The organism is Parazoarcus communis (assembly GCF_003111665.1).
GTDB lineage: Bacteria > Pseudomonadota > Gammaproteobacteria > Burkholderiales > Rhodocyclaceae > Parazoarcus > Parazoarcus communis_B.
Map to the genome: position 1 here is coordinate 2,437,352 of NZ_CP022188.1, position 22,983 is coordinate 2,460,334.

Below are 22,983 nucleotides of genomic sequence, written 5' to 3' on the forward strand. Positions count from 1 at the left end.
GCGCAGATTGCTCTGTCAGCCATGCCCTTCGCTGCTGCTGCCCATCATTCGCGTGATCGCCTTGCGGCTCAGGTGGTAGGTCAGAAGGTGGGGCGGCATGCGCAACCAGTGTGACCGCACGAACAGCAACCACAGCGCAAACCCCGAATTGGTATTTTGGGCGCGGGGGTGATGGGCACGCAGTGCGCGCTCGTAGAGACTGTCCAGCAATCGCACTCGCGCTTGCGAGGGCGTGCAGCTCTTGTGGAGCAACTCCAACGCACGCGCCGCGACTGAAGTGCCAAAAATCCGCTGGTTGTATCGGAGTGCGAGGTAAAGCGGCCAGGCAAGATCAAGTTCCCTGGCGCGCTCGGCGAGTCCCGATTCGTCAAGGCCACTTTCTATTGCTGCTTCAAGAAGTAGGTGGAAGTCGTGAAGGTCGCGGAGGCCTTTTTCGAACTCGCCTTCGTGAAACAGGTGTGTGGCGCAATGTATGAGCGAGTCGATCTCGCTCAGAACGAATGCATTGTGCAGCCCATCGAGAGGCCTGGCGTGACTGAACAGCTTTCCGGCGTTCAGCTGTGAGCGAGACGTGGGTGGCAGAATCGTATGGTGCACGTCGAGCACGACGCCACGGGTCCGGTGGATCATCGCGGGAAGCTCGTGCATCCACTGGCGATAGTAGCGCTGATCGTACGGCGAATGATGTGCGTTGCTCCAGCCGCTGAGCTTCAGCATCAGTTCGACATCAGCGATCTGGTTGCGGGGAACCATGATGTCGATGTCCCCGAGCAAGCGTCCATGCCTGACGGGCTGGCCGGACAGGACGTAAGCACTGCCTTTCAGGAAAATGACGGGGCAGTCTGTCTTTGCTACCGCTCGAAGAATTTCGTGAGCTTCCAGGTGAACGGCTTCATGCTGTGCGTCTGCAAGTGCCTCATGGGCGAGCAGAAAGTCGGATATCACCTCGGGGAGTGCAGGTCCAAGTTCGTGTGTTCGCATGAGCCAAGCCAGGCGCGCGAGCAATTGCGCAGAGCGGGCGCTGGCAATGAGTTGGTCCCATTCCGTGAGACTCAGCTTGAGGCTGCGTGAGGGCTCCAGTAGAACTTCTTCAAGCATTCTGCTCATTGTCCGACCGGATAAGTGATCCAAGATGGCTGATGGCTTGGTCAAGGTCCGAGTACTCCAGGTCGGCCGCTTGGCAAAATTTGAACAAGCGGTCCATTACGCCGAAATGTTTGCGTGGGAGTTCGGTGAAGTTGACCACGTGCTCAGAGAGTCTTGCCAAGGCGCGTGCTCTTGGAATTGCCTCGAAACTCAGGTCTTTTCCGGAAGCGTACTTCGGAAAAATCACGCTCGTTGCCGAAGCGGTGCGTTTCATCGAATGCACGCTTTCAGTCGGTGGTCGGAATAGTGACACAGAACCCTTGCTCGTATCGAGGACGGGAGGGGAGCTCCAGGCGTCCGGCCAGCGGGCGCGAATAATGTCGATCGAGGCGTTCTTGAGACTGATCGGGCGCGGAATGGGATGTATCTGTAGCGTATCGGGGTGAATCAGCGCGAATTCATCGGAAAGAAGGCGCCAGCCTGCTGCGACAAGCGCGGCACAGAGGGTGCTTTTCCCTGCGCCCGGGATTCCGGGCAGCACGATTGCCCGATCGTCCAGTGCGATAACGGCAGCGTGGACGATCAGGAAGTTTGGGACCCTGGTTGCGATCGTCCAGTTCATGCCCCACTCAATGAGCGGAAGTGCGTGCGCTTCGGGTAGGGGGACAAATGGTTCGTGGCCGTCGCTGATGAAGCGGGCTTGCGGTTTGAACAGGCTTGTCGGCCATGGTCTGCGGCCGACTTCTACATCGAGGTGAGCAAAGCCATCTTCGAGGGTGGAGGGAAACTCACCGTAGAGGCTTAGGAGTTGCCGGGCAACCTGACGGTTGCGCACGCGAACTCTCGCGAGCAAGGGGCCAAGGTCGAGAATCAGACCTGGTCCGCCAAGCGCTGCGATAGTTCTCGATTCGTCGATATTAGCGAGTTTGTCGAACGGTGTCGGGGTGCTCAATGAAACCTGCCCTTGCTAGATCTTCATATAGCAGCAGTTCGGGTGCGTTTGCACTGTTCTGCATGCGACAGTATTCCATTTCGTCAACGACGATGATCCTGCCTGTACCCAAGTCAAGCAGCGCACGTTCGCCGTCGTGCACCGCCGATGAAACAACTGATGACTTTAAAGAGACTCGGGTGGCCGGTACGCACCTGTCATGCTGGAGGGGGGGCACTTCGCCTACCGTTCGATTTCAACCGGCCTCATAGGTCGATTCAAGGTAGTCCTTGACGTCCTCTCCGTCAAAGCCCGGTGTCCCAATCTTGGAAAACAATACCGTCAGGTCGGCTGTGGTAAGCGGATAACCCGAGAAAAAGCGCGTATTGAAATAGGCTGCACAGAACGCGCGATCGACGTTGATGCCGCTTCCGAAGTTCTGTCCCTCATTCTTGAGGATGTGCCCGAAGGTCTGGCTGCTGCCACCCGCGAAAACCGTGGAAAACGATGCGTTGTATACGGCCTTGACCGCATCGCACATGCCTGAAAAGTTGTTGTTCAAGGCAGTGGAGCAGCTTCCATTGGCCTTGACTGAATTCTTCCAGAAGCCGGGCGATCTCCCCAGCGCACAAGTGAAGGTATCCGGCCTGCCAGGGCTTCCACTATTGAGCTTTCCAGACATCCAGTTTGAATATTTCTGGCAGCTGATGGACGCAAGTGCGCTTCCCGACGCGAGGGAACTCATGATGATGCCTGCCCCTGCCGCGCGTTTTAGTGCCGAACGACGGCTCAAGCTGCCGGGTTGCTCAGGTGAGTCTTCAGAGTGCAGATCAGGTTCGTTATTCATGGCGTGCTCCGGAATTTTTCTGCTGCGCGTGTCGCATTTTAACAGGCGGTGCTACGCGCTGTTTGCGGCAAAATGCACGTTTCCACGATTGGAAGCAAATTTGATGCCTTGATGCTATGCGGTTTTGATTGGAAATGCGCCAGCGCGCATTGGTTTGGCGCCATGCCTGTCATCGTTCGCGTACAACGCCATGTATTCCTTGAGCTTTCCTCCCATGAATTGCAGCGCCGGGTTTGAGCGGGAGAAGCGTACATCCATTGCACCCCGCGTCGGGCCGAGCGTGGAGGATGTATCTCTTAGGCGATAGTGTAAAAAACACCGACAGATTCGAACTGATGGAAGACGCTGCTGGCCAGCCGCATCCACGGATTCAAAGGTTCGCAATCCGCGCACTCATCAGCGACAGCCGTGTAGACAGCACTTCCAGAAACGCCTTGTAGAAATGCATGCGGCAGGTGTCGGATGCGCGTTGCAGTGCCCGTGCGCGCATGGTGATGACCTCGACCTCGGTGGCGGCTTCGATTGAGGCCGAGCGGATGCCGCCGCCGGCCGAGAACAATGCCATCTCGCCGAAGCACTCGCCGGCGCTGAGCACATTCAGCAATTTGCCCCGTTTCTTGACTCGTGCCTCGCCTTCGGCAAGAAAGCAGAAGTGATCGCCCGCTTCGCCTTCCTTCATGATCATGGTGCCGGGCTGCAGGTGGCTCCATTGCGTCAGCGTGATGATCTCCCACAACTCCGCATCGGCGAACTCGCGAAAGAAGGCAATGCTGCGCAAGGTCTGGAACTTCTCGGCTTCGGGGAGCGTCTTCCGGTCCAGCGCGATGCTGCGGTTGCGAAACGCCAGTGCCAGATCGTGCGAGAACTCGGCCCAGGTCTGGTAGCGGCGGTCGAGTTCCTTTTCCATCGCGCGACGCACGATGGCGTCGAGTGCCTCGGGGATCTCGGGCCGCAGTTCGATCGGCGGCTGTGGGGTGTCGTTGGCGATGCGGTAGATCAGGCTGTAGTTGTTGTCGGCCTCGAAAGGCAGGCGGCCGGTCAGCATCTGGTACATCACCACGCCGAGCGAATAGATGTCGGTGCGATGATCCAGCGGCATTTCGCGCACCTGCTGCGGCGACATGTAGGCTGGAGAGCCGATGCCCGCGATCTGGGTGGTCTCGCTTGCCTTTTGCAGGGCCGCACCGAAGTCCGAGATGCGGATGTCGCTGCCGTCGGGCTTGCACAGCAGGATGTTGGCGGGCTTGATGTCGCGGTGGGTGACGCCCTGGTGGAAGGCGTAATCGAGCGCCCGGCTGCACTTGAAGATGATCTCGATCAGGCGCTCGAATGGCGGCAGGCTGTCGGGGCGCACCAGCGCCTCGAGCGTTCCGCCCGGCACGAACTCCATCACCACATAGGCGTCGTTGTCGTCGATGACTGCATCGTAGATCTGGGCGATGTGCGGGTGGGTGAGTTTGCCGGCGAGGGCCGCCTCGTTGAGCATGAGCTGACGATAGAGGCGGCCGCGGTCGCGGTCGCTGACGAGCTCCGGATACAGCTGCTTGAGTGCGACTTCACGCTGGTGGAAGGCGTCCCATGCCAGATAGACGGCACTGGTCGCCCCTTCGCCAAGAAGGCTGCGAATCTCGTACTTTCCGATCCGCTCCACCTGCATGATCCCTCAGCCCAGCTGCTTGCGCGCGCGCGAAATGGCTGCCCGCACCCGATCGGGTGCGGTGCCACCCACATGATTACGGGATGCGAGTGAGCCTTCGATGGTGAGTACCGCGAAGATTTCCGGGCCTGCGCGCTCGGCCGCACCGGGCACTTCGGCCATGGCTGCGCGCAACTCGTCCAGGGTGAACTGGGGCAGGTCGCAGCCGCGTTGCTCGGCAGCACGTACTGCCAGCGCAACGGCTTCATGCGCGTCGCGGAAGGGCAGGCCCTGCTTGACGAGATAGTCGGCGAGGTCGGTCGCGGTGGCAAAGCCCTGCGACAGTGCGCCGCGCATGTTGTCTGCCTTGACCCGGATGCCGGTAATCATGTCGGCATAGATGCGCAGCGTGTCGATGACGGTGTCGGCGGTGTCGTACAGCGGCTCCTTGTCTTCCTGATTGTCCTTGTTGTAGGCCAGCGGCTGCCCCTTCATCAGGGTCAGCAGTGCAATCAGGTTGCCGTTGGTACGCCCCGTTTTGCCGCGCACGAGTTCGGGGACGTCGGGGTTTTTCTTCTGCGGCATGATGCTTGAGCCGGTGCAGAAGCGGTCGGCGAGGTCGATGAAGCCGACGCGCGGGCTCATCCACAGAATGAGTTCTTCGGACAGGCGCGACAGATGCGTCATCAGCAGTGCGGCTGCGGCACAGAACTCGATGGCAAAGTCGCGATCGCTGACGGCGTCGAGCGAGTTGTAGCAGACCTCGTCGAAGCCGAGTTCGGCGGCCACGAATTCGCGGTCGATCGGGTAGCTGGTTCCGGCGAGCGCGGCCGAGCCCAGCGGCAGGCGGTTGACGCGCTTGCGGCAGTCGGCGAAGCGCTCGGCGTCGCGTCGGCTCATCTCGTAATAGGCCATCAGGTGATGACCGAAGGTAACCGGCTGCGCCACCTGCAGGTGAGTGAAGCCGGGCATCGGCGTGTCCGCGTGCTGTTCGGCAATGTCGAGCAGGTTGCGCTGGAAGTCGCCGATCAGCTCAAGCGTCTGGTCGATTGCATCGCGCAACCACAGGCGGATGTCGGTTGCGACCTGGTCGTTGCGGCTGCGGCCGGTGTGCAGGCGCTTGCCAGCGTCGCCGACGAGCGCGGTGAGGCGCTTCTCGATGTTCAGGTGGACGTCTTCGTCGTCAAGGCTCCAGACGAAATCACCGCGCTCGATCTCGCCCGCAATCTGGGCCATGCCGCGCTCGATGTCCGCAAAATCGCTGGCGCCGATAATGCCTTGCCGGGCGAGCATCTTTGCGTGGGCGAGCGAGCCGCGGATGTCCTGCGCGGCCATGCGCTGGTCGAAAGTAACCGATGCGGTGTAGCGCTTGACCAGGTCCGATACCGGTTCGGAAAAGCGACCCGACCAGGCTTTGGCGGGCTGAGATGAGGTAGCGTCTGTCATGATGTCTGATACTTTGAGAGTGCGGGCTGAGGTGCGGTCGGCGTCGTTCGCGGTGGGCGATCGTTTTCGCCGGCCTGTGCTAGACCGACAGTATAGAGGAAGGGAGCACTCTGTTTCGTCCCCAGGGTGGGGCGCTAAGGGCGTAACGACGCCTGCAGGCGCGATAACTGCCTCCGGCTGACGGGAACGGGTTCGCCTACTTCGTCCATCTCAAGCCAGTGGTGTCCGACCGCATCGCGCTCGATCGAGCGCACGGCTGCACGGGAGATCAGCCAGGCACGGTGAGCGCGCAGGAAACCTGCGGGCTCGAAGCGGGCTTCGAGTTCCTTCAGGCTGTCATCGACGAAGAACCGGCCCTGACGGGTGAACGCGGTCACGCCCTTGTCTTCAGCCCGGAAGGCCAGGATTTCGTCCGCAGGGACCAGGCGCGAGCGTCGTCCGGCAAGAACCGAAAGCATGGGCAAAGGTGCGTCCTGGTTTGTGGTCTGGGTGGCGCGCGTAGGGCGTTGCACCGTATGCAGCGCATCGATCAATTGCGCTGCGCTGACGGGCTTGAGCAGGTATCCCGCGGCCCGTGCCGAAAACGCATCGAGGGCGAATTCGCGGTGCGCGGTCAGGAAGATCACTGCCGGCGGGTTGGCGAGTTCCGCCAGCCAGTGCCCCAGCGAGATGCCATCTTCGCCCTGCATTTCGATGTCGAGGATGACCACATGAGGCACGTGCTTGCGGATGTGCTCGCGCAGGCTCTCCGCGCCATCGGCCTCGCCGGTGATTCGGATGTCGGCTTGATCCGCCAGTAGCCGCCGCAGTCGTGCGCGCGCCAGTCGTTCGTCGTCGACGATCAGGACTTCGAGTGCCTTCATGATTTCCGTTCCGCGATGGGTAGGCTGAGGCGGGCAAAGAAGCGCCCATCCTGGCTCCCGGTCTGCAGCGATGCACGCGCGCCATATAACGCATCGATCCGCGTCCGGGTGCTGTTGAGCCCGATCCCGTTCCCCTCCGCGGGGTGAGCGCCTGGCGCAGCAGATGCAACATCGTTGCCGATGGCGACGACGAGGGTGTCAGCGCCGGTCTCAATGGAAATGCTGATGTCGCCGCCCTCAGCGCGCTTGCACACGCCGTGGCGGACAGCATTCTCGACCAGGGTCTGCAGGCAGAGTGCGGGTACTTCGATCTCGGGAAGATGCTCAGGCAGCGTCCAGGTCACGCGCAGGCGCTCCTCCAGGCGCATGGACTCGAGTGCGAGGTAATCGCGGACCACCTCGAGCTCTTGAGCGATGGGTACCGAGGCACCGGTTTCGAGGCTGGCTCGCAGCATCCGCGCGAGGGCTTCGATCATTTCCTCCGCGCGCGATGCATCGGTTGCAACGAGTTCGGTGATGCCGTTGAGGCTGTTGAACAGGAAGTGAGGGCGCATTCGCGCGCTCCATGCTTCCAGTTCGGCGGCGGACGACCGCGTTCGCCAGTGGCGAAGACGGGATGCCTGCCAGCTCACCAGCCCGAGGGACAGCGCGAGAATCCCCCCGATCATTCCGACATCTTGCAAAAAAGCCCACTGGCTCTCCTCCACGATGTCCAGGGGGCGCATCAGTGCATGTGTGACGCTGCCGATCACCAGCGACCATGTAAACAGCATGGCCAGGGCGCCTGCCGCCTTGAAGCGGGCTTTGAGCTGCAAAGGGCGCAAAAACGCACATACAAGGAAGTACCAGGGGAGTACGATCCACAGGCCAAAAAACCCAAAGAGACCAAAGCGTTCCCAGCGATTGCCCGGCGCGCCCGGCGCGACTGCGAGCAGTGCGGCGACGGCCATGCCCAAGGCAATGCAGACGAGCAGTCCCTCCACCCGACAACCGGCCTGCCAGGCGCCTGCATCCCGCTTATCCTGAAAAAACGACCGTCCGTCCATCAGTGCTTGTCTCCGCCGTTCGGCATGCGCTAACGTAAATTCACGCGTAATGGTAAGTCCAAGTGCAATGCCAGAAAATTCAAACTTGATGTCAGGGCAGTATCTTCTTCGCCGGCACCGCCGTGCGAAGGGATTTTCGCTGATCGAACTGATGGTCACGCTCGCTGTCCTCGCGATCCTCATCGGTGTCGGTGTGCCAAGCTTTCAGGGCATGATCGCCAACAGCCGCATCGCGGCTGCGTCCAGCGACGTCGTATCGGGCATGTATGCCGCCAAGAACGAAGCCATCAAGCGGAATGCGTCCATTCGCTTCTGTATCAATCCCACAACGGGCGCATGGCGGGTGGCGGACCTCGCCGGAACGGACCTCAGGGTCGGCGAGCTTCACGCCGCCATTGGTATCAACACGACTGGACTCGATACTTCTTCCGTTGCGAACAATTCATGTGTGCGTTTCAAGGCAGACGGTTTGTCGTATGGCGTAACGAATCTGATCACTGCGGGCACGGTCACGCTTAGCCTGGCGGGGACTGCCAACAAGGTCGTCAATGTTCGAGTGGGGGTGATTCATGCCGGCTGACAGGCGCAACCGCCAGATATTCAAGAATGCTCAGGGGGGATTCACCCTGATCGAGGTGCTCGTTTCCGTTCTCGTGTTGTCGATCGGCCTGCTCGGCATGGCGGCGCTGCAGATCAACGCGATGAAGAACAACCAGAGCAGCTTCCAGCGTACCCAGGCAATCATGCTCAGCTACTTCATGCTCGATTCGATGAGGACCAACCGCACGGATGCGCTCAACGGCAACTACAACATGGTGAAGACCTGCGCAGTGCCAGCCGTCGGCGGATCCCTGGTGTCCAACGATCGTCACTTCTGGGTACAGGCGCTCAAGGACAACATCGCGAACGACAATGGCACCTGTGGTGAGATCACCTGTGCCGGCACCACCTGCACCGTGCGCATCTACTGGGACGACGGTCGCGGTACAGGCGGCTCTTCGACGCAAATGTTCCAAACCTCAACGCGGCTGTGATGACGATGTCGAGAAATCTACCCAACTCCCAGGCCGGTCTGACGCTGGTCGAGCTGATGATTGCAATGACGCTCGGCCTGTTCTTGCTGCTTGGCCTGACCAATGTGTTCCTGGCGCAGCGGCAGTCGTTCAGAGTCAATGAGAACCTCTCCCAGATGCAGAACAACACCCGGGTGGCGTTCGAACTGATGGCGCGGGAGATTCGCGAGGCAGGGGGGAATCCCTGCGGTACGACGCAGGTGGCGAATGTCGTGAACGGCGCCAGCACCTCGTCTTGGCTTGACTGGGATACCGGCGGAATTCTGGGCTACGAAAGCAACGTTGCGCTTCCCGGCAAGGCGTTCGGTACGACAACCGGAGCAAGGGTTGCGGGGACCGATGCCGTTACGATCCGTACCGGGTCGATGAACAACAATATTGTCATTACCGAGCACGATACTGCCTCGGCACAGTTCAAGGTCAATACGACAGCGCATGGCATCGCAGATGGTGACATGCTGATGGTGTGCGACTACAAGCAGGCCGCCATTTTTCAGGTGACAAGTGCCTCTGCGACCAACGTGACCATCGTGCACAACACCGGGACCGGAACGCCGGGAAACTGCAGCAAGGGGCTGGGCTTTCCGACCGATTGCAGTTCGGTGACCGGGAATCAGTACGATTTTTCCAATAATGGCTTTCTGACAAAGTTCAGGTCGACCGCCTGGTATGTTGGCAACAATGCGCAGGGTGGTCGTTCGCTGTTCCGTATCGTCAATGGTGCAACGGGGTCGCCTGAGGAGATCGCTCAAGGTGTCACGGACATGCAGTTGCAGTATCTGACAAGGACGGGCACGAATCCGGCCGGTTCCTATGTCGATGCATCTGCCGTGACATCGTGGGACAACCCCCCCGCGGCGACTCAGGTTGTTGCGGTGAGAGTCATTCTCGATCTCGAGTCCCGTGATGCGGTGGGTACCGATGCGGCCACGCTCAAGCGGCAAATGATGCATGTGGTCAGCCTTAGACATCGGGAGATCGTGGAATGAAAACGGCATTGACGCCGAGGGCTCAGCGCGGAGCCGCGCTGATCGTTTCCCTCATCCTGCTGATTGTGCTGACCTTGCTCGGCTTGTCCAGTATTCGGACGGTTGCTCAGGAAGAGCGCATGACGGCCAATACATACGACCGCAGCCTGGGTTTCCAGGGGGCGGAGTCGGCCTTGCGCGTCGGAGAGGCTGTTGCCCAGGTGCAGGCGGATGCTGCGCCAGCCAACCCGGGCTTCGACAGCGCCGGTGTGTACTCGGACAGCGACAGCTCCTGTGGCGTGTCCCCGTGTCAGGGGGGGCTGTGCTCGCAGCCGGACAAGGATTGTGGTGTCCGGTGGCTCGACAGTGCGTTCGGGGGTTGGGTCAACGCAGGCGGGCTCAGTCTGGGCGCGCTTGCCGAAACGCCACAGTATTTCGTCGAATATCTTGGTGGCAATTTCCCCTGCAATATCGATGATCCGACCAGTGGTGCGCAGAACTGCAAGCGTTACCGCGTGACTGCTCGCAGCAATAGTGGCGGCGATCGCGCAAACGTCATCCTGCAGTCGATCTATGCGGCCGAATGAGAGGTGCACAATGAAAACCAATGCTGATAACCGTTCGACCCCGGAGCTGCGCATGCGCAGCGTCCTGGCTGCCGCAATGCTGGCTGGCGGTCTTGGCGTCTCGCTGACTGGTGCTGCGGCGCCAACAATTCCGGAGACGCCGCTGGTCGCGACCCAATCGGCGGTGCCCTTGAGCATGATGGTCGTCGGCCGGGACCACACGCTGTTCTACGAAGCCTATAACGACGCCAGCGACATTGACAGTGACGGCACGCTGGATACCCGGTTCAAGCCAGCCATCACGTATTACGGCTTGTTTGACTCGACGCTGTGCTACTCGCACTCGAGCGGCGCCACCAACTCCGACCTCTTTACCCCCGCAGCGACGGCGGGCACTTTGGGGAAATGTTCCGGAGGGAAGTGGTCGGGCAACTGGCTGAACTATGCCACGACCAGCCGTATCGATGCCTTGCGCAAGGTTTTCTACGGCGGCTATCGCGATGTCGATACCACTGCAAAAACCGTGCTGCGTCGGGCCTATGTGCCGCAGGATGCGCACTCGTGGGCCAAGGAATATACAAGCTCAAGTGTTGACGGCTACGATATCAGCGACTACACGCCACTATCCAAACCGAGCAGCGGCAAGCGTCATTTCTTTGGCAACCTGACCGCGACGGCGGGCGTGAATTGCGCGACGCTTTCCAATTGCAGTGACAAGCCGCCCTTGCTCCGAGTCGTGCAGAACAGTACTCGCAGGGTCTGGGAGTGGGCGTCTACCGAGCGTCCCGTGTTGAGAGACAACGATCACGGTGGCGCCTCGCGCACCGACTATACGGTGCGGGTCGAGGTCTGCACTTCGACCTATAACAGTGGGTGCAAGTCCTATCCGAATGGGAGTCTGAAGCCGATCGGCCTGCTGCATGAGTATGGCGAGAACGAGGCCATGCTCTTTGGCCTGATTTCCGGCAGCTACAACAAGAGCATGTCGGGCGGGGTGCTGCGCAAGGTGGTGTCGTCATTCAAGAACGAGGTCGATACCTCCACCGGCCAATTCACGACATCGGCAACAATCGTCAATGCGCTCAACAGTCTGCGCATTCGGGATTTCAACAACAGCCGTACCGACAATGCCTATCGTGGTGGCTGGGTGACGACCCGGGCGATGAAGGAGGGCGAGTTCGTCGACTGGGGCAATCCGACCGGTGAGATGATGTATGAAGCCTTGCGGTATTTTGCCGGGAAGAAATCGGCCACCTCGGATTTCTCGACGTCCGGCAGTTATGACGCTGATATTGGTCTGTCTGCTGCGACTTGGGATGACCCCTACCAGAGTAGCAGTGCGGCAGCTGCGCAGTGGTGTGCGCGTCCGAACATGCTCGTGGTTTCGGGTATCAACCCCTCTTTTGACTCCGATCAGTTGCCGGGGACCAGTTTTGGTTCGTTCTCGGGTGACATGAGCGGAATGAACGTGTCGGATATCGCCAATTCGATTACTTCGGGCGAGTCGGGAATTGCCGGTAGCCGCTACATCGGCCAGGTCGGCACGAACTACGATGGGGCGCCGACTGCCAAGACCGTCACGACGCTGGGCAACATCCGTGGCCTGGCGCCCGAGGAGCCGACCAAGCAGGGCAGCTTCTATTCTGCCTCGGTTGCCCATTTCGGCAAGGTCAACAGTGTGCGCAGTGACCTCAAGGGTACCCAGACCGTTGATACCTACGCCGTGGTGCTGAGTTCGCCCTTGCCGCGCATCGAGGCGAAGACCTCGTCCGGCAGCACGATCACTGTGGTCCCCTTCGCAAAGTCGGTCGGTGGTTCAAGCATCTCCAACAGCAAGGGCAGCTTTCAGCCGACGAACCAGATTGTCGACTTTTACGTCGATACCATTGCGAACTCGTCGGGGGCATCGGGTGCCGATTACGACGCGTCCATCAATAGTGGCCGCTATTACGCAAAGTTCCGCATCAACTTCGAAGACGTCGAGCAGGGCGCAGACCATGACATGGATGCGATTGTCGTCTACGAGATTTCGGCGGAGGCCAACGGTGAGTTGAGGGTCAAGCTGACTCCCGAGTATCAGGCCGGCGGCATACAGCACAGCATGGGTTATGTCATTTCAGGCACAAGCAAGGACGGTGTGTACCTCGTCGTCCAGGATGAAAGTTCGGATCGCTTTTATCATCTGAACGTGCCGGTAGGGATGGACCCGGGCGGCTGTGATGTTACCAATCCGCCTGTTGATTGTAACAAGCTGCCTTACACCGGCAAGGGCACCAGCGACCGCACTTTCACGCCGGGGTCCTCAAGCGCGAGTCTGCTGAAGGATCCGCTGTGGTACGCGGCGAAGTGGGGCGGTTTTGTCGACAGCAACAACAACAACAAGCCTGACCTGACTCAGGAGTGGGATGCAGACGGCAACGGCGTTCCCGATACCTATTTCCTGGTGCAGAACCCGCTCAAGCTCAAGGAGTCGTTGAAGAAGAGCTTTGACACCATCGTCGACCGCAGTGCAAGTGCAGGCAACATCACCTCGAACGGTCAGCAGCTGCAGACCGACAGCAAGGTGTTCCAGACCCAGTTCAACAGCAAGACCTGGGAAGGCGAGTTGTTTGCCTACTCCATTACATCGTCGGGGGTGAGTACGACGGCGGCGTGGAAAGGGTCGAGTGGCATTCCGGCGGCAGGGTCGAGAAAGCTGGTCTCCTGGGATACTGGCGCTGCGACGGGTATCGAGTTCGAATGGGGAAAACTGTCCAGTTCGCAGAAGACCGCACTTGGTTCGGAGGATGTGCTTAATTTCCTCAGGGGAGATCAGTCCAAGGAGGTTCAGAACGCCGGCATCTATCGCACGCGCAGCAAGTTGCTGGGGGACATCGTTCATTCGTCGCCATATTACGTCAAGGACAGCGACACGGTGTTTGTCGGTGGCAACGACGGCATGTTGCACGCGTTTTCGGCCACCACCGGTACCGAGTTGTTCGGCTATGTCCCCGGACTCACCTTCAGCAAACTCTCAACGCTGGCCGCGACCACCTATAGCCACACGTTCTTTGCCGACGGTGATATTGCCGTATCGACGCTGACGCAGACCCCTGGAAAGAACATCCTGGTGGCGTCTGCAGGTCGTGGTGCGAAGGGCCTGTTCGGTCTTAATGTGACCACGCCGGCTTCATTCTCGAAATCGAATGCATTGTGGGAGTACAGCGGGGCTTCTGACAACGACTTGGGCTACGTGCTAGGTCGCCCCCAGATTGGAACCCTCGAGAGCGGTGATACCGTCGCGGTGGTGGGGAACGGGCATAACAGCGTCAATGGTTATGCGATGCTGTATATATTCAACCTTGAAACAGGCGTCTTGCTGAAGAAGATCGACACCAAGGTGGGCAGCGACAACGGAATGTCGACGCCAACCCTGCTCGACTCCGACGGCAACGGCAAGATCGACAAGATCTACGCGGGCGACCTGAAAGGCAACGTCTGGCGTTTTGATGTGAGCGGGAATAGTTCGGGGACCTGGAAGTCCTACTTCCTCTCCGGAAGTACGCCGCAGCCGCTGTTTACTGCGAAGGATTCGAGCGGGGTGGTGCAACCGATCAATGCGCAATTGACTGTTTCGGTCAATTCCGTGAAGAGCGACGTGAACTACGGCAAGACCTTCGTGCTCTTCGGAACCGGCAGCTATGTGTATGGCAGCGATCCCAACGACAAGCAGGTGCAGTCCTGGTATGGCGTAATCGACGAGGACACAAAGGTGGCGTCGCGATCGGACCTTGTGCAGCGCACGATCCAGACCACCGGTTCAGTTAGTGGTTATGGCGTACGTGTGTTTTCGGAAGCCAGCAGCAACGACATGAGCGGCAAGAAGGGCTGGTACATTGATCTGAAGGATCCGACCGCAAGGGGCGAGCGCATCGTGACACGCTCGATCGTCTACGGATTCCTTGAGCCAGTGCTGCTGGCCAGCAGCATCATCCCTGACCCGGATCCGTGTGAGGCGGGGGGTAGCGGCTATGTGAATGCAATCAACCCCTACACCGGTGCTCGGCTAGAGTACTCTCCCTTCGATCTCGATGACGACGGCAAGTTTGATGGCAACGACAAGCTGTCTGGCGCCGTGGTTGGTTCCTTCGATCCGAAGATCGGTATGCCGGGAGAGGCGACGATCGTTGGCGATCAACTCATCGTTTCTGGTTCGAGTGGCGGTATTGCCGATATGCGGATCAACCTTGGGCTGAAGCGGACCGGGCGTATCTCCTGGCGCGAAATTGTGAGGGACTGAGTAATGAAGGGCCAGAAAGGTTTTACCCTGGTTGAAGTGATGATCGTGGTTGCGATCGTCGGCATTCTTGCAGCAGTGGCCTACCCGAGTTACCAGCAGCATGTGCTGAAGACCCGGCGGGCTGCAGCAGCAGGATGTCTGCTTGGGCATGCACAGTTCATGGAGCGTTACTACACAACAAACATGACCTACGTTGGAGCGGTGCTTCCTGCCGTGTCTTGCACGTCGGAATTGAGTGGCTTCTATAACTTTGGGTTCAATGCGGGAACGCCGGTGTCGGCAACAACCTATTTGATCGAGGCGACGCCACAAGGCACGCAGACCTCAGACACACGATGTGGGACGCTTGGTATCAATCAGGTGGGAACCAAAACCGAATCGGGAACGGGGACTCCTTCAGACTGCTGGTGAAATGCGGGGAGCAGATCCCTGTGCCTGAAACGAAATGCCCGCTGACATGAATATTGTCAGCGGGCATTTCTATTGGCTTGCCGGCGGCTATTGGGCGCTCCTCATCGACGGGGCGCGTTTGCGGTCCCCGAGTTACCCTGCCGATGAAGTGTGGTGCGCCGCGGCCTTGGCAGCATTGGGCATGACTACCCGCTGTTGCGCAAGCCCGCGGCGACGCCGTTGATGGAGATGTGAATGCCAAGGCGGATGCGCTCGTCTCCCGACTGCTCGCGGTGGCGTCTGAGCAGTTCGACCTGCACGTGGTTGAGCGGGTCGAGGTAAGGGAAGCGGTTGCGGATCGAGCGCTTCAGCAGCGGGTTGGCCGCAAGCAGTTCGTCCTGGCCGGTGATCGCCAGCAGGACCTCGACCGTGTCCTTCCATTCGGCCCGGATGCGGTCGAAGATGCTCGTGCGCAGGTCGGCGTCCTTTACAAGTGCCGCATAGCGCGAGGCGATCGCGAGGTCGGTCTTTGCCAGCACCATGTCCATGTTCGACAGCAGGCTGGCGAAGAAGGACCAGTCGCGGTACATCGTCTGCAGTCTGGCGAGGCCATCGTCGGGATTGGCGTTCAGCCAGGCCTTGACCGCCGAGCCGAAGCCGAACCAGCCCGGCAGCATCAGCCGGCACTGCGACCACGAAAAGACCCAGGGAATCGCACGCAGGTCTTCGATATGCGTACCTTTCTTGCGCGACGCCGGACGTGAGCCGATGTTGAGGCCGGCGATCTCCGAGATGACCGTCGACTCCCAGAAGTACTGTTCGAAGCCCGGTGTTTCGTAAACCAGGCCGCGATAGGCCTTGAACGCAGTGTCCGACAAGGCCTGCATTGCCTCGAGGAAGGCGGCCGGGGTGGTGTCGGCGCCCGCCGGGCGCAAGCTGCTCTCGACGGTGGCGGCAACCAGGACTTCAAGGTTGCGCCGTCCTACCTCCGGGTGGCCGTACTTGGCGGCGATCACTTCGCCCTGTTCGGTGAGTCGGATCTGTCCCTGCACCGCGCCTTCGGGCTGGGCCAGGATCGCCTGGTAGCTCGGGCCGCCACCGCGGCCAACCGAGCCGCCGCGGCCGTGGAACAGGCACAGGCGGACTCCGTGGCGCGCGAAGGTTTCGACCAGTTCGCCTTCGGCCTTGTATAGCGCCCAGCCCGAGGTCAGGAAGCCGCCGTCCTTGTTGCTGTCAGAGTAGCCCAGCATCACTTCCTGAGTGTCCTGGCGCGCGTCGCTCAGCAGTTTGCGGTAGCTCGGGATCGAGAACATGCGATCCATGATGACGGAGGCGTTCTCCAGGTCGTCGATGGTCTCGAACAGCGGCACGAGGTTGACGTCCAGCGCGTTCTCCAGCGGTCGCAGCAGGCCAGCTTCCTTGAGCAGTACCGCGAGCTCGAGAAGATCGGACACGCTGTCGGTCTTGGAGATGATGCAGTTGCGGATCGCGGCCTTGCCGTAGCGCAGGTGCGCAGCACGTGCTGCGCGGAAAATGGCGAGTTCCGATTCCGAGTCGTCCGAGTACTGAACGTGCGGCGACGCGAGCGGGCGGGCGGTGGCGAGTTCTTCTAGGAGCAGCGCGCAGCGGCCTTCCTCGTCCTGCTCCAGGTAGGCCGTGCCCGGACGGGCGACTTCGAGCAGCTCTGCGATGACTCTTTCGTGGACATCGGAGTTCTGCCGCAGGTCGATCGGTGCCAGGTGGAAGCCGAAGACCCGCAGTGCCCGGCGCAGGTGGCGCAGACGCCCGCGTGCAAGCGCAGCGCTGCCATTCGCCTGCAGCGAGCGGTGAAGGATGTCGAGATCATCCGAAAAGGCTTCGACGTTCAGGTAGGGCTCGGCATCGGCCACGGCATGGCGTATCGGGTCGCTACCGAGGAGCGCACGGTGTGTTGCCGAGAGGCGGGCGTAGATGCCGGAAATGGCACGCCGGTAAGGTTCGTCGCTGCGGTGCGGAGAGCTGTCGTGCGAGCGCTCGGCGAGGGCCAGCAGCGCGTCCGACGCGCTGACGAGGCCGTGCGCCAGCGACAGCTGCGAGCCCAGCGTGTGCAATTCGTCCAGGTAGTATCCCAGCGCAGCGGCGGCCTGCATCTTCAGGGCCTGTTCGAGCACTTCGGCGGTGACGAAGGGGTTGCCGTCGCGGTCGCCGCCGATCCAGCTCCCCACCTGCAGGAATGGGGGCAGTTCGAGTGCACCCAGGGCTGAATCAGCCTTGCTCAGACGGTCTTCCAGGCTGGCGTAGAGCCGGGGAAGCTCGCGCAGGAAGGTGCTTTCGAAGTAGGACACGCCGTTGCTGACCTCGTCGATCACCGACAGCCGGGTCGGACGCAGCATGCGGGTCTGCCACAGCGTGAGTACCGCGCGGCGCAGGGCTTCGAGGTTGTTTTCGGCTTCTTCCGGCGTCAGCTGCATGCGGTCGCGCTCGTCCAGCAGCCTGGCGACCACGGTCTGGCAGTTGAGGATGCTCTTGCGCTGGACTTCGGTGGGGTGTGCGGTCAGCACCGGCGAAATCAGCGCGGTGTCGAAGAAGGCTGCGAGCTCCGCAGGGCTGGCAATGTCCTGATCGATGGCGTGGCCGATCGCGTGCGCCAGGCTGCCTTCGCGGGGGGCTGAGCCGGCCAGCAGGTGAGCGCGGGAGCGGCGGATATGGTGCTGATCCTCGGCGATGTTGGCAAGGTGCGAGAAATAGCTGAATGCACGCACGACCTGGATGGTCTGCTCGCGTGACAGGGCGTCCAGAATGCCCTCGAGTTCGCGGCGTGCGGCGAGGTCGTCGTCGCGCCTGAAACGCACCGAGGTCTGGCGGATGCGCTCGATGAGATCGAAGCTCGATTCGCCCTGCTGGTCACGAACCGTGTCACCGAGCAGGCGGCCTAGCAGCCGGATGTCTTCGCGCAGGGGCGCGTCCTTGTCTTGAGTCATGAGCGGTCTGAAGAGGGTCGGGTTGAAGGGGGTTTCAGCGTGTTCTCGAGTTCAGCGTAGTGCGCGCAGCATCAACCGCGTTGCTGAGGTATTGCCCGTAAAAGTCGGGCAGCCTCATGCCGACAATGGCCTCGCCGATTCTGGCACCATCCGGCCCATAGACCACGACGGTCGGGGTCAGGCGCACCTTTCTGACGCGTGCAAACTCGCGATGCGTCGTGCGGGTGCCCTCGAAGTCGACAATCGCGGCATCGGAGTCGATATCAACCTGCCGGTAAAGTGCGTGATCGCGGGTTTCGGCAGCCGACGACATTGGCACCAGATAGCGACGGGCTTCTTCACACCAGGTGCAACCGGCCTGACTGTAGAGCACCACCATCGGCAGCGCCTCGGCGCGCATCCGTCTTGCGTCCTGTGCCAGGTTCTCCGCTGCGGGCAGTCCCTGCGCTGCACTCAGGGTCATTGGTACGCATGCTAGAATTGCGAGCAGCCTGCGCGCCATTGGTGCGAACCCTGATGCTGCGTTGCCGCAAAAATGTGCCTTCAGCAGCATGACAATCGTTCTCCCAGCATGAGTCCTCCTAACGTGAGCCTTTCCGCCCCTGCATCTTCTTCGATCTCCGCCCCCGAACGCATCGTCATTGCGACCCGTGAGAGCCGCCTTGCCCTCTGGCAGGCGGAGCATGTGAAGGCGCGACTCGAGGCATTGTATCCCGCCTGTCGGGTCGAGCTTCTGGGCATGACTACGCGCGGTGACCAGATCCTCGATCGTCCGCTTGCCAAGGTTGGTGGCAAGGGTCTGTTTGTCAAGGAACTCGAGACGGCGCTGCTCGACGGGACGGCCGATATTGCCGTGCATTCGATGAAAGACGTGCCCATGACGCTTGGCGATGAGTTCACGCTGGGCTGCATTTCGGCGCGCGAGATTCCACTCGACGCCTTCGTCTCGAACCGTTATGAATCGCTGGCCGACATGCCGCCGGGCACGGTGGTGGGGACCTCGTCGCTGCGTCGCGAGTCGCAATTGCATGCACAGTACCCGTTTCTAGCCGTCACCAGCCTGCGCGGCAATCTCGACACACGCCTGCGCAAGCTCGATGAGGGGCAGTACGATGCCATCATCCTCGCTGCCGCCGGCCTGAAGCGTCTTGGCCTCGGCGAGCGCATCCGCTCCACCTTGCCCGCCGAGATTTCGTTGCCGTCTGCAGGTCAGGGCGCGCTCGGCATCGAATGCCTGGCCACTCGCAGCGACATCGTCGAGTGCCTGCAGCCGCTCAATGACGCGGACACCTCTGCCTGCGTTCGTGCGGAGCGCGCCGTCGCGCGTGCGCTTGCCGGCAGTTGCGAGGTGCCGCTCGGCGCCTATGCGGAAGTCCGCGCTGGCGCGCTGTGGTTGCGCGGTTTCGTGGCGCTGCCGGACGGCAGCCGCATCCTGCGCTCCGAGCGAGAGGGCGCCGTTGAGGATGCCGAAAAGATTGGTCGTGAGCTGGCCGAGGATCTTCGCGCCCAGGGCGCGGAGGAGATTCTGGCCGAGCTGGGCTGAAACGGGCGAGCCGCGGTCGTGGAGGCGGTCGAGCGGATATCGGATGCGCTGAACGGGCGCACGATCGTCGTCACCCGGCCGCAGGAACAGGCGGAAAGCCTGTGCAGGGCGATCGAGCAGCGCGGTGGCACTGCCTTGCGCTTTCCCGTGATCGGGATCGGTCCGCTTGCGGATCGCTCGGAGATCGAGCAGGTTGCCGGTCGGCTGGACACCTTCGATCTGGCTTTTTTTGTCAGTCCGAACGCGGTGAGGTATGCGCTCGATGGCTTGCTGGTGGCGCGCGACTGGCCTGCATCGCTGCGTGTGGCAACAGTCGGCAAGGGGAGTGAGCGTGCGCTGGCGGCGCGTGGCTTCGGCAGGGTGATCGCGCCTGAGTCCGGGTTTGATTCGGAGTCGGTCCTCGCGCTGTCGGCGTTTGCGCCCGCAGCCGTGCGCGGACGGCGGATTCTGGTCCTGCGCGGAGATGGTGGCCGTGATCTCTTGGGTGAAACCCTTGTTGCGCGAGGCGCCGAGGTCGAGTATCTAAGCTGTTACAGACGTTTTTGTCCGGACGTCGAGCCTGATCGCCTGCTCGAACCGGTGAAGCGGCGTGAGGTTGATGGGGTGCTGCTCAGTAGCAGCGAGGGGGCGCGGAATCTGGCGGATATCGTCGGGGCGGCGGGGATGGTGCTGCTTTCGGATGTGCCCGTTTTTGCATCGCATCCGCGCATAGCAGCGCAATGTCGTGAGCTCGGATTTGCCCGGGTTATCGAAGCCGGGGCAGGTGACGAGGGCGCATTGCGCACGATAATTTCCTATTTTGGTTAAACTCTCGGCATGAAAGAAGAAACGCCTGCGCTCATTCAGCCGCCTCCAGAGGCGACTCAGTCCTCCGCTCCGAAAGCCGAAGCGGCCCCTGAACATGCGCCGGAGACGTCCGGTCGGGACGAAACACCAAACACCGAGCAGCCTGCGCGCAAGAGCGGTGTGGCCGGCTGGGCCTTGCTGCTGGCCATCATTGCCATTGGCGGCGCGGGCTTTGCCGTGTGGCAGTCGTGGGAGTTCCGCGGGCAGGCCTCAGGCCTGCGCGAAGAGCTCGCAAGCAGGCTGACGCAGGGTGACACTGTCGCAACCGAGGCACGTGCCATTGCGCGCCAGCAGCAGGAGCTGATCTCGAGTCTGCAGGGCAAGCTGGGTGCGCTTGAGTCCAAGGTCGAGGAGACCGAGGGCCAGGCCGCGGCGCTGGAAACCCTGTATCAGCAGTTCTCCCGCTCGCGCGAAGACGGCGTGATGGCCGAAATCGAACAGGCGGTGTCCATTGCCGCTCAGCAGCTTCAGCTGGCCGGCAACCTCGAGGCAGCACTGATTGCCCTGCAGGGCGCAGAGACCCGGCTGGCGATGCATGATCGCGGGCAGCTCGCGCCGCTGCGCAGGGCGCTTGTCAGCGACATCGAACAGCTCAAGCAGACGCCCGTGGTTGATGTGCCCGGAATGGCGCTGCGTCTGGAACGACTGCTGGAAGGTGCCGATGCCTTACCGCTGGCCTTTGTCGGTGGGCCGCAGGGCGCGGAGGGCGAGCCTGAAAAGGTGGAGCAGAGCAGCGGCATTCCGGCGCTGGACTTCGCCAAACAGCTCGCACTGGATGTCTGGCACGATCTGCGCGGCCTTGTGCGTGTCGAGCGCCTTGACCCGGCTGCCGAGCCTGTTCTGCTGGCGCCGGCACAAAGTACCTTTCTGCGCGAGAACCTCAAGATTCGCCTGCTGACCGCACGTCTGGCCTTGCTGGCCCACGATGGGCGGACGTATGCCGCCGATCTCGCACAGGCGCGAAGCTGGGTTGAGCGTTTCTTCGATGTGCGCGACGAGCGCGTGAATTTCGTGCTTGAGGAGTTGCGCACGCTTGAGGCGATGCCGGTGAGCATTGAGCGCAAGGGGCTGACCAACAGCTTTGCCGCGTTGCGACTGCTGCAGTCGCGCGGCGGTGAGGCTCCGGCACGTGCCGCGCCTGCGCCTGCTGCGAAGCCTGCGGCGGTGCCTCCGGCTGCTGCTGCGGAGCCTGCGCCGTCGGCTCCGGCGACGCCGCCCGTCACGCCAGCGCCTGCGAATCCGGCTCCGGATGCCGTCCCCGCTCAACCCGCTCCGGCTGGCGACAAGCCCGCTGCGGCGCCACAGTCCTGAGGGCCGGAACATGCGAGCCCTGCTCTGGCTGATCGCCATATTCGCACTTGCCGCTGGCGCGGCCATGCTGGCCGGCGCCAATGACGGCTACGTGCTTGTCGTGTTCCCGCCCTGGCGGGCGCAGTTGTCACTCAACCTGTTGCTGGTCCTGCTCGTGCTGGGCTTCATGCTCGGCTACTTCGTGATCCGCCTGGTTCGGCGCACCCTGGCCTTGCCATCGGTCGTCGGTCAGTGGCGCGAGCGCCGTCGCAGGGAGAAAGCTGGGCAGGCCCTGCGCGATGCGCTGCGGACCCTGTTCGAGGGGCGTTTCACGCAGTCGCTCAAGTTCGCTTCGTCGGCGTTTTCCTCCGGCGAGAGTCCGGCGATGGCTGCACTGGTGGCCGCACGTGCGGCGCACGCCCTGCATGACGATACCCGCTACCGGATCTGGCTTGGACGTGCGGCGGACCAGGGCGAGGACGCCCGGGTTGCACGCTTGATGACCGAGGCTGAGCTCGCGATCGAGCAGAGGCGCTTTGTCGAGGCGGCCGAAACGCTGGAAACGCTGAAGCTTGCGGGGCACCGGCATATTGCCGCCCTGCGGTTGTCGCTGCGTGTCGCGTCGGCGCTCAAGCGCTGGGAAGAGGCATTGAAGCTGACCCGCCAGTTGCGCAAGCACAAGGCCTTGTCGGCAGAACAGGCGCTGCCTCTGCTGCGACGGGCGCATATCGAGCGCCTGCAGGAATGTGCGGGTGACGGTGCGGCACTTGCCCATCTGTGGTCCGAAATTCCTGCGGACGAACTGGCCGACCGCCGCCTGGTCGAGCGCGCCGTGCCCCTGCTGGCCGCAGCGGGTCAGGGAGCGCTGGCGCGTCGCACGCTTGAGCGCCTGCTCGATGCCGAGTGGGACGACGGACTTGCCCGTCTGTATGCGGGATGCGGTGAGGGCGAGGGGGACGAGGTGGCCTGTCTCGCGAAAGCCGAGGGCTGGCTCAAGTCACACCCGCGCGATGCCGGGTTGCTGTTTGCGCTGGGCCGCCTGTGCATTGCTTCGCAACTGTGGGGCAAGGCGCAGAGTTACCTCGAAGCCTCGCTCAATCTCCAGCCGACGGTTGAAACCCATCTTGCGCTGGCGCGCCTGCTTGAGCAGCTTGAGCGGCCGCAGGACGCTCAACGCCATTACCGCGCCGCAGCCGAGCGGGTTTCGGTATAA

The 22,983-nt window shown here is 61.6% G+C and carries 19 protein-coding genes; 10 read left to right on the forward strand and 9 right to left on the reverse strand.

Annotated features, from left to right (window positions below; genetic code table 11):
- Nucleotides 1–15: 15 nt before the first annotated feature.
- From CEW87_RS11115 to CEW87_RS11150, 7 genes are all read right to left on the reverse strand, one after another.
- A complete protein-coding gene (locus tag CEW87_RS11115) occupies nt 16–1,152 on the reverse strand; it encodes a nucleotidyltransferase family protein (RefSeq protein WP_159098145.1) in 1,137 nt (378 codons plus the stop codon).
- The gene (locus CEW87_RS11120) at nt 1,091–2,038 is read right to left on the reverse strand and encodes an HprK-related kinase A (protein ID WP_108950822.1); all 948 of its coding nucleotides are present in this window, start codon (nt 2,036–2,038) and stop codon (nt 1,091–1,093) included. Before CEW87_RS11120 ends, CEW87_RS11115 begins: the two co-directional genes overlap by 62 nt.
- A 235-nt stretch (nt 2,039–2,273) precedes the next feature.
- Nucleotides 2,274–2,864 (reverse strand): hypothetical protein, encoded by a 591-nt coding sequence (locus tag CEW87_RS22420; protein ID WP_159098146.1) that lies wholly within the window; start codon nt 2,862–2,864, stop codon nt 2,274–2,276.
- Nucleotides 2,865–3,234: 370 nt separating this feature from the next.
- Nucleotides 3,235–4,521: a serine/threonine-protein kinase gene (locus tag CEW87_RS11135; RefSeq protein ID WP_108950825.1), complete on the reverse strand. Its 1,287-nt coding sequence runs from the start codon at nt 4,519–4,521 to the stop codon at nt 3,235–3,237.
- 6 nt (nt 4,522–4,527) lie between these two features.
- Complete coding sequence (gene argH, locus CEW87_RS11140; protein WP_108973042.1) at nt 4,528–5,946, reverse strand: argininosuccinate lyase; 1,419 nt, start codon at nt 5,944–5,946, stop codon at nt 4,528–4,530.
- A gap of 134 nt (nt 5,947–6,080) precedes the next feature.
- Complete coding sequence (locus CEW87_RS11145) at nt 6,081–6,809, reverse strand: LytR/AlgR family response regulator transcription factor (RefSeq protein WP_108973044.1); 729 nt, start codon at nt 6,807–6,809, stop codon at nt 6,081–6,083.
- Complete coding sequence (locus CEW87_RS11150; RefSeq protein ID WP_159098147.1) at nt 6,806–8,014, reverse strand: sensor histidine kinase; 1,209 nt, start codon at nt 8,012–8,014, stop codon at nt 6,806–6,808. The genes CEW87_RS11145 and CEW87_RS11150 overlap by 4 nt, the downstream gene beginning before the upstream one ends.
- On the opposite strand from CEW87_RS11150, the gene CEW87_RS11155 reads away from it, so the two are divergent.
- The 6 genes from CEW87_RS11155 to CEW87_RS11180 are packed head-to-tail and all read left to right on the forward strand — an operon-like array spanning nt 8,007 to nt 15,152.
- Nucleotides 8,007–8,435 (forward strand): GspH/FimT family pseudopilin, encoded by a 429-nt coding sequence (locus tag CEW87_RS11155; RefSeq protein WP_159098148.1) that lies wholly within the window; start codon nt 8,007–8,009, stop codon nt 8,433–8,435. The genes CEW87_RS11150 and CEW87_RS11155 overlap by 8 nt on opposite strands.
- Nucleotides 8,425–8,889, forward strand: coding sequence for a type IV pilus modification protein PilV (pilV, locus tag CEW87_RS11160; protein WP_108973050.1), 465 nt, complete (start codon nt 8,425–8,427; stop codon nt 8,887–8,889). The genes CEW87_RS11155 and pilV overlap by 11 nt, the downstream gene beginning before the upstream one ends.
- 5 nt (nt 8,890–8,894) lie before the next feature.
- The gene (locus CEW87_RS11165) at nt 8,895–9,917 is read left to right on the forward strand and encodes a PilW family protein (protein WP_108977138.1); all 1,023 of its coding nucleotides are present in this window, start codon (nt 8,895–8,897) and stop codon (nt 9,915–9,917) included.
- On the forward strand, nt 9,914–10,483 hold the full coding sequence (locus CEW87_RS11170; RefSeq protein WP_108973051.1) for a pilus assembly PilX family protein: 570 nt from the start codon (nt 9,914–9,916) through the stop codon (nt 10,481–10,483). Before CEW87_RS11165 ends, CEW87_RS11170 begins: the two co-directional genes overlap by 4 nt.
- A 10-nt stretch (nt 10,484–10,493) precedes the next feature.
- Nucleotides 10,494–14,741, forward strand: a complete 4,248-nt coding sequence (locus CEW87_RS11175) for a pilus assembly protein (RefSeq protein ID WP_108973053.1) — start codon at nt 10,494–10,496, stop codon at nt 14,739–14,741.
- Between the two features lie 3 nt (nt 14,742–14,744).
- The gene (locus CEW87_RS11180; protein ID WP_108973055.1) at nt 14,745–15,152 is read left to right on the forward strand and encodes a type IV pilin protein; all 408 of its coding nucleotides are present in this window, start codon (nt 14,745–14,747) and stop codon (nt 15,150–15,152) included.
- Nucleotides 15,153–15,337: 185 nt separating this feature from the next.
- On the opposite strand, the gene ppc is transcribed toward CEW87_RS11180, so the two are convergent.
- Together ppc and CEW87_RS11190 are read right to left on the reverse strand one after the other, a co-directional pair.
- Nucleotides 15,338–18,091: a phosphoenolpyruvate carboxylase gene (gene ppc, locus CEW87_RS11185; protein WP_108973057.1), complete on the reverse strand. Its 2,754-nt coding sequence runs from the start codon at nt 18,089–18,091 to the stop codon at nt 15,338–15,340.
- 34 nt (nt 18,092–18,125) lie between these two features.
- Nucleotides 18,126–18,554 carry a thioredoxin fold domain-containing protein gene (locus tag CEW87_RS11190; protein ID WP_108973059.1) on the reverse strand — a complete coding sequence of 143 codons (429 nt, stop codon included), beginning with the start codon at nt 18,552–18,554 and terminating at the stop codon, nt 18,126–18,128.
- A 123-nt stretch (nt 18,555–18,677) separates the two neighbouring features.
- On the opposite strand from CEW87_RS11190, the gene hemC reads away from it, so the two are divergent.
- Genes hemC through CEW87_RS11210 form a run of 4 tightly spaced genes read left to right on the forward strand, consistent with a single transcriptional unit; the run spans nt 18,678 to nt 22,983 of the window.
- Nucleotides 18,678–19,634, forward strand: coding sequence for a hydroxymethylbilane synthase (gene hemC, locus CEW87_RS11195; RefSeq protein ID WP_234421508.1), 957 nt, complete (start codon nt 18,678–18,680; stop codon nt 19,632–19,634).
- Nucleotides 19,635–19,652: 18 nt separating this feature from the next.
- Complete coding sequence (locus tag CEW87_RS11200; protein ID WP_234421509.1) at nt 19,653–20,441, forward strand: uroporphyrinogen-III synthase; 789 nt, start codon at nt 19,653–19,655, stop codon at nt 20,439–20,441.
- Nucleotides 20,442–20,450: 9 nt separating this feature from the next.
- Nucleotides 20,451–21,791 (forward strand): uroporphyrinogen-III C-methyltransferase, encoded by a 1,341-nt coding sequence (locus CEW87_RS11205; protein ID WP_108973063.1) that lies wholly within the window; start codon nt 20,451–20,453, stop codon nt 21,789–21,791.
- Nucleotides 21,792–21,801: 10 nt separating this feature from the next.
- Nucleotides 21,802–22,983, forward strand: coding sequence for a heme biosynthesis HemY N-terminal domain-containing protein (locus tag CEW87_RS11210; protein WP_108951536.1), 1,182 nt, complete (start codon nt 21,802–21,804; stop codon nt 22,981–22,983).

Bases quoted from the DNA above. Each gene is read 5' to 3' on its own strand.
- CEW87_RS11190 (WP_108973059.1), bottom strand. From the start codon at position 18,554: ATGACCCTGAGTGCAGCGCAGGGACTGCCCGCAGCGGAGAACCTGGCA.
- CEW87_RS11180 (WP_108973055.1), top strand. From the start codon at position 14,745: ATGAAGGGCCAGAAAGGTTTTACCCTGGTTGAAGTGATGATCGTGGTT.
- CEW87_RS11155 (WP_159098148.1), top strand. From the start codon at position 8,007: ATGGTCACGCTCGCTGTCCTCGCGATCCTCATCGGTGTCGGTGTGCCA.
- CEW87_RS11165 (WP_108977138.1), top strand. From the start codon at position 8,895: ATGTCGAGAAATCTACCCAACTCCCAGGCCGGTCTGACGCTGGTCGAG.
- CEW87_RS11175 (WP_108973053.1), top strand. From the start codon at position 10,494: ATGAAAACCAATGCTGATAACCGTTCGACCCCGGAGCTGCGCATGCGC.
- CEW87_RS11145 (WP_108973044.1), bottom strand. From the start codon at position 6,809: ATGAAGGCACTCGAAGTCCTGATCGTCGACGACGAACGACTGGCGCGC.
- ppc (WP_108973057.1), bottom strand. From the start codon at position 18,091: ATGACTCAAGACAAGGACGCGCCCCTGCGCGAAGACATCCGGCTGCTA.
- pilV (WP_108973050.1), top strand. From the start codon at position 8,425: ATGCCGGCTGACAGGCGCAACCGCCAGATATTCAAGAATGCTCAGGGG.
- CEW87_RS22420 (WP_159098146.1), bottom strand. From the start codon at position 2,864: ATGAATAACGAACCTGATCTGCACTCTGAAGACTCACCTGAGCAACCC.
- CEW87_RS11170 (WP_108973051.1), top strand. From the start codon at position 9,914: ATGAAAACGGCATTGACGCCGAGGGCTCAGCGCGGAGCCGCGCTGATC.
- CEW87_RS11205 (WP_108973063.1), top strand. From the start codon at position 20,451: ATGAAAGAAGAAACGCCTGCGCTCATTCAGCCGCCTCCAGAGGCGACT.
- CEW87_RS11135 (WP_108950825.1), bottom strand. From the start codon at position 4,521: ATGCAGGTGGAGCGGATCGGAAAGTACGAGATTCGCAGCCTTCTTGGC.
- CEW87_RS11210 (WP_108951536.1), top strand. From the start codon at position 21,802: ATGCGAGCCCTGCTCTGGCTGATCGCCATATTCGCACTTGCCGCTGGC.
- argH (WP_108973042.1), bottom strand. From the start codon at position 5,946: ATGACAGACGCTACCTCATCTCAGCCCGCCAAAGCCTGGTCGGGTCGC.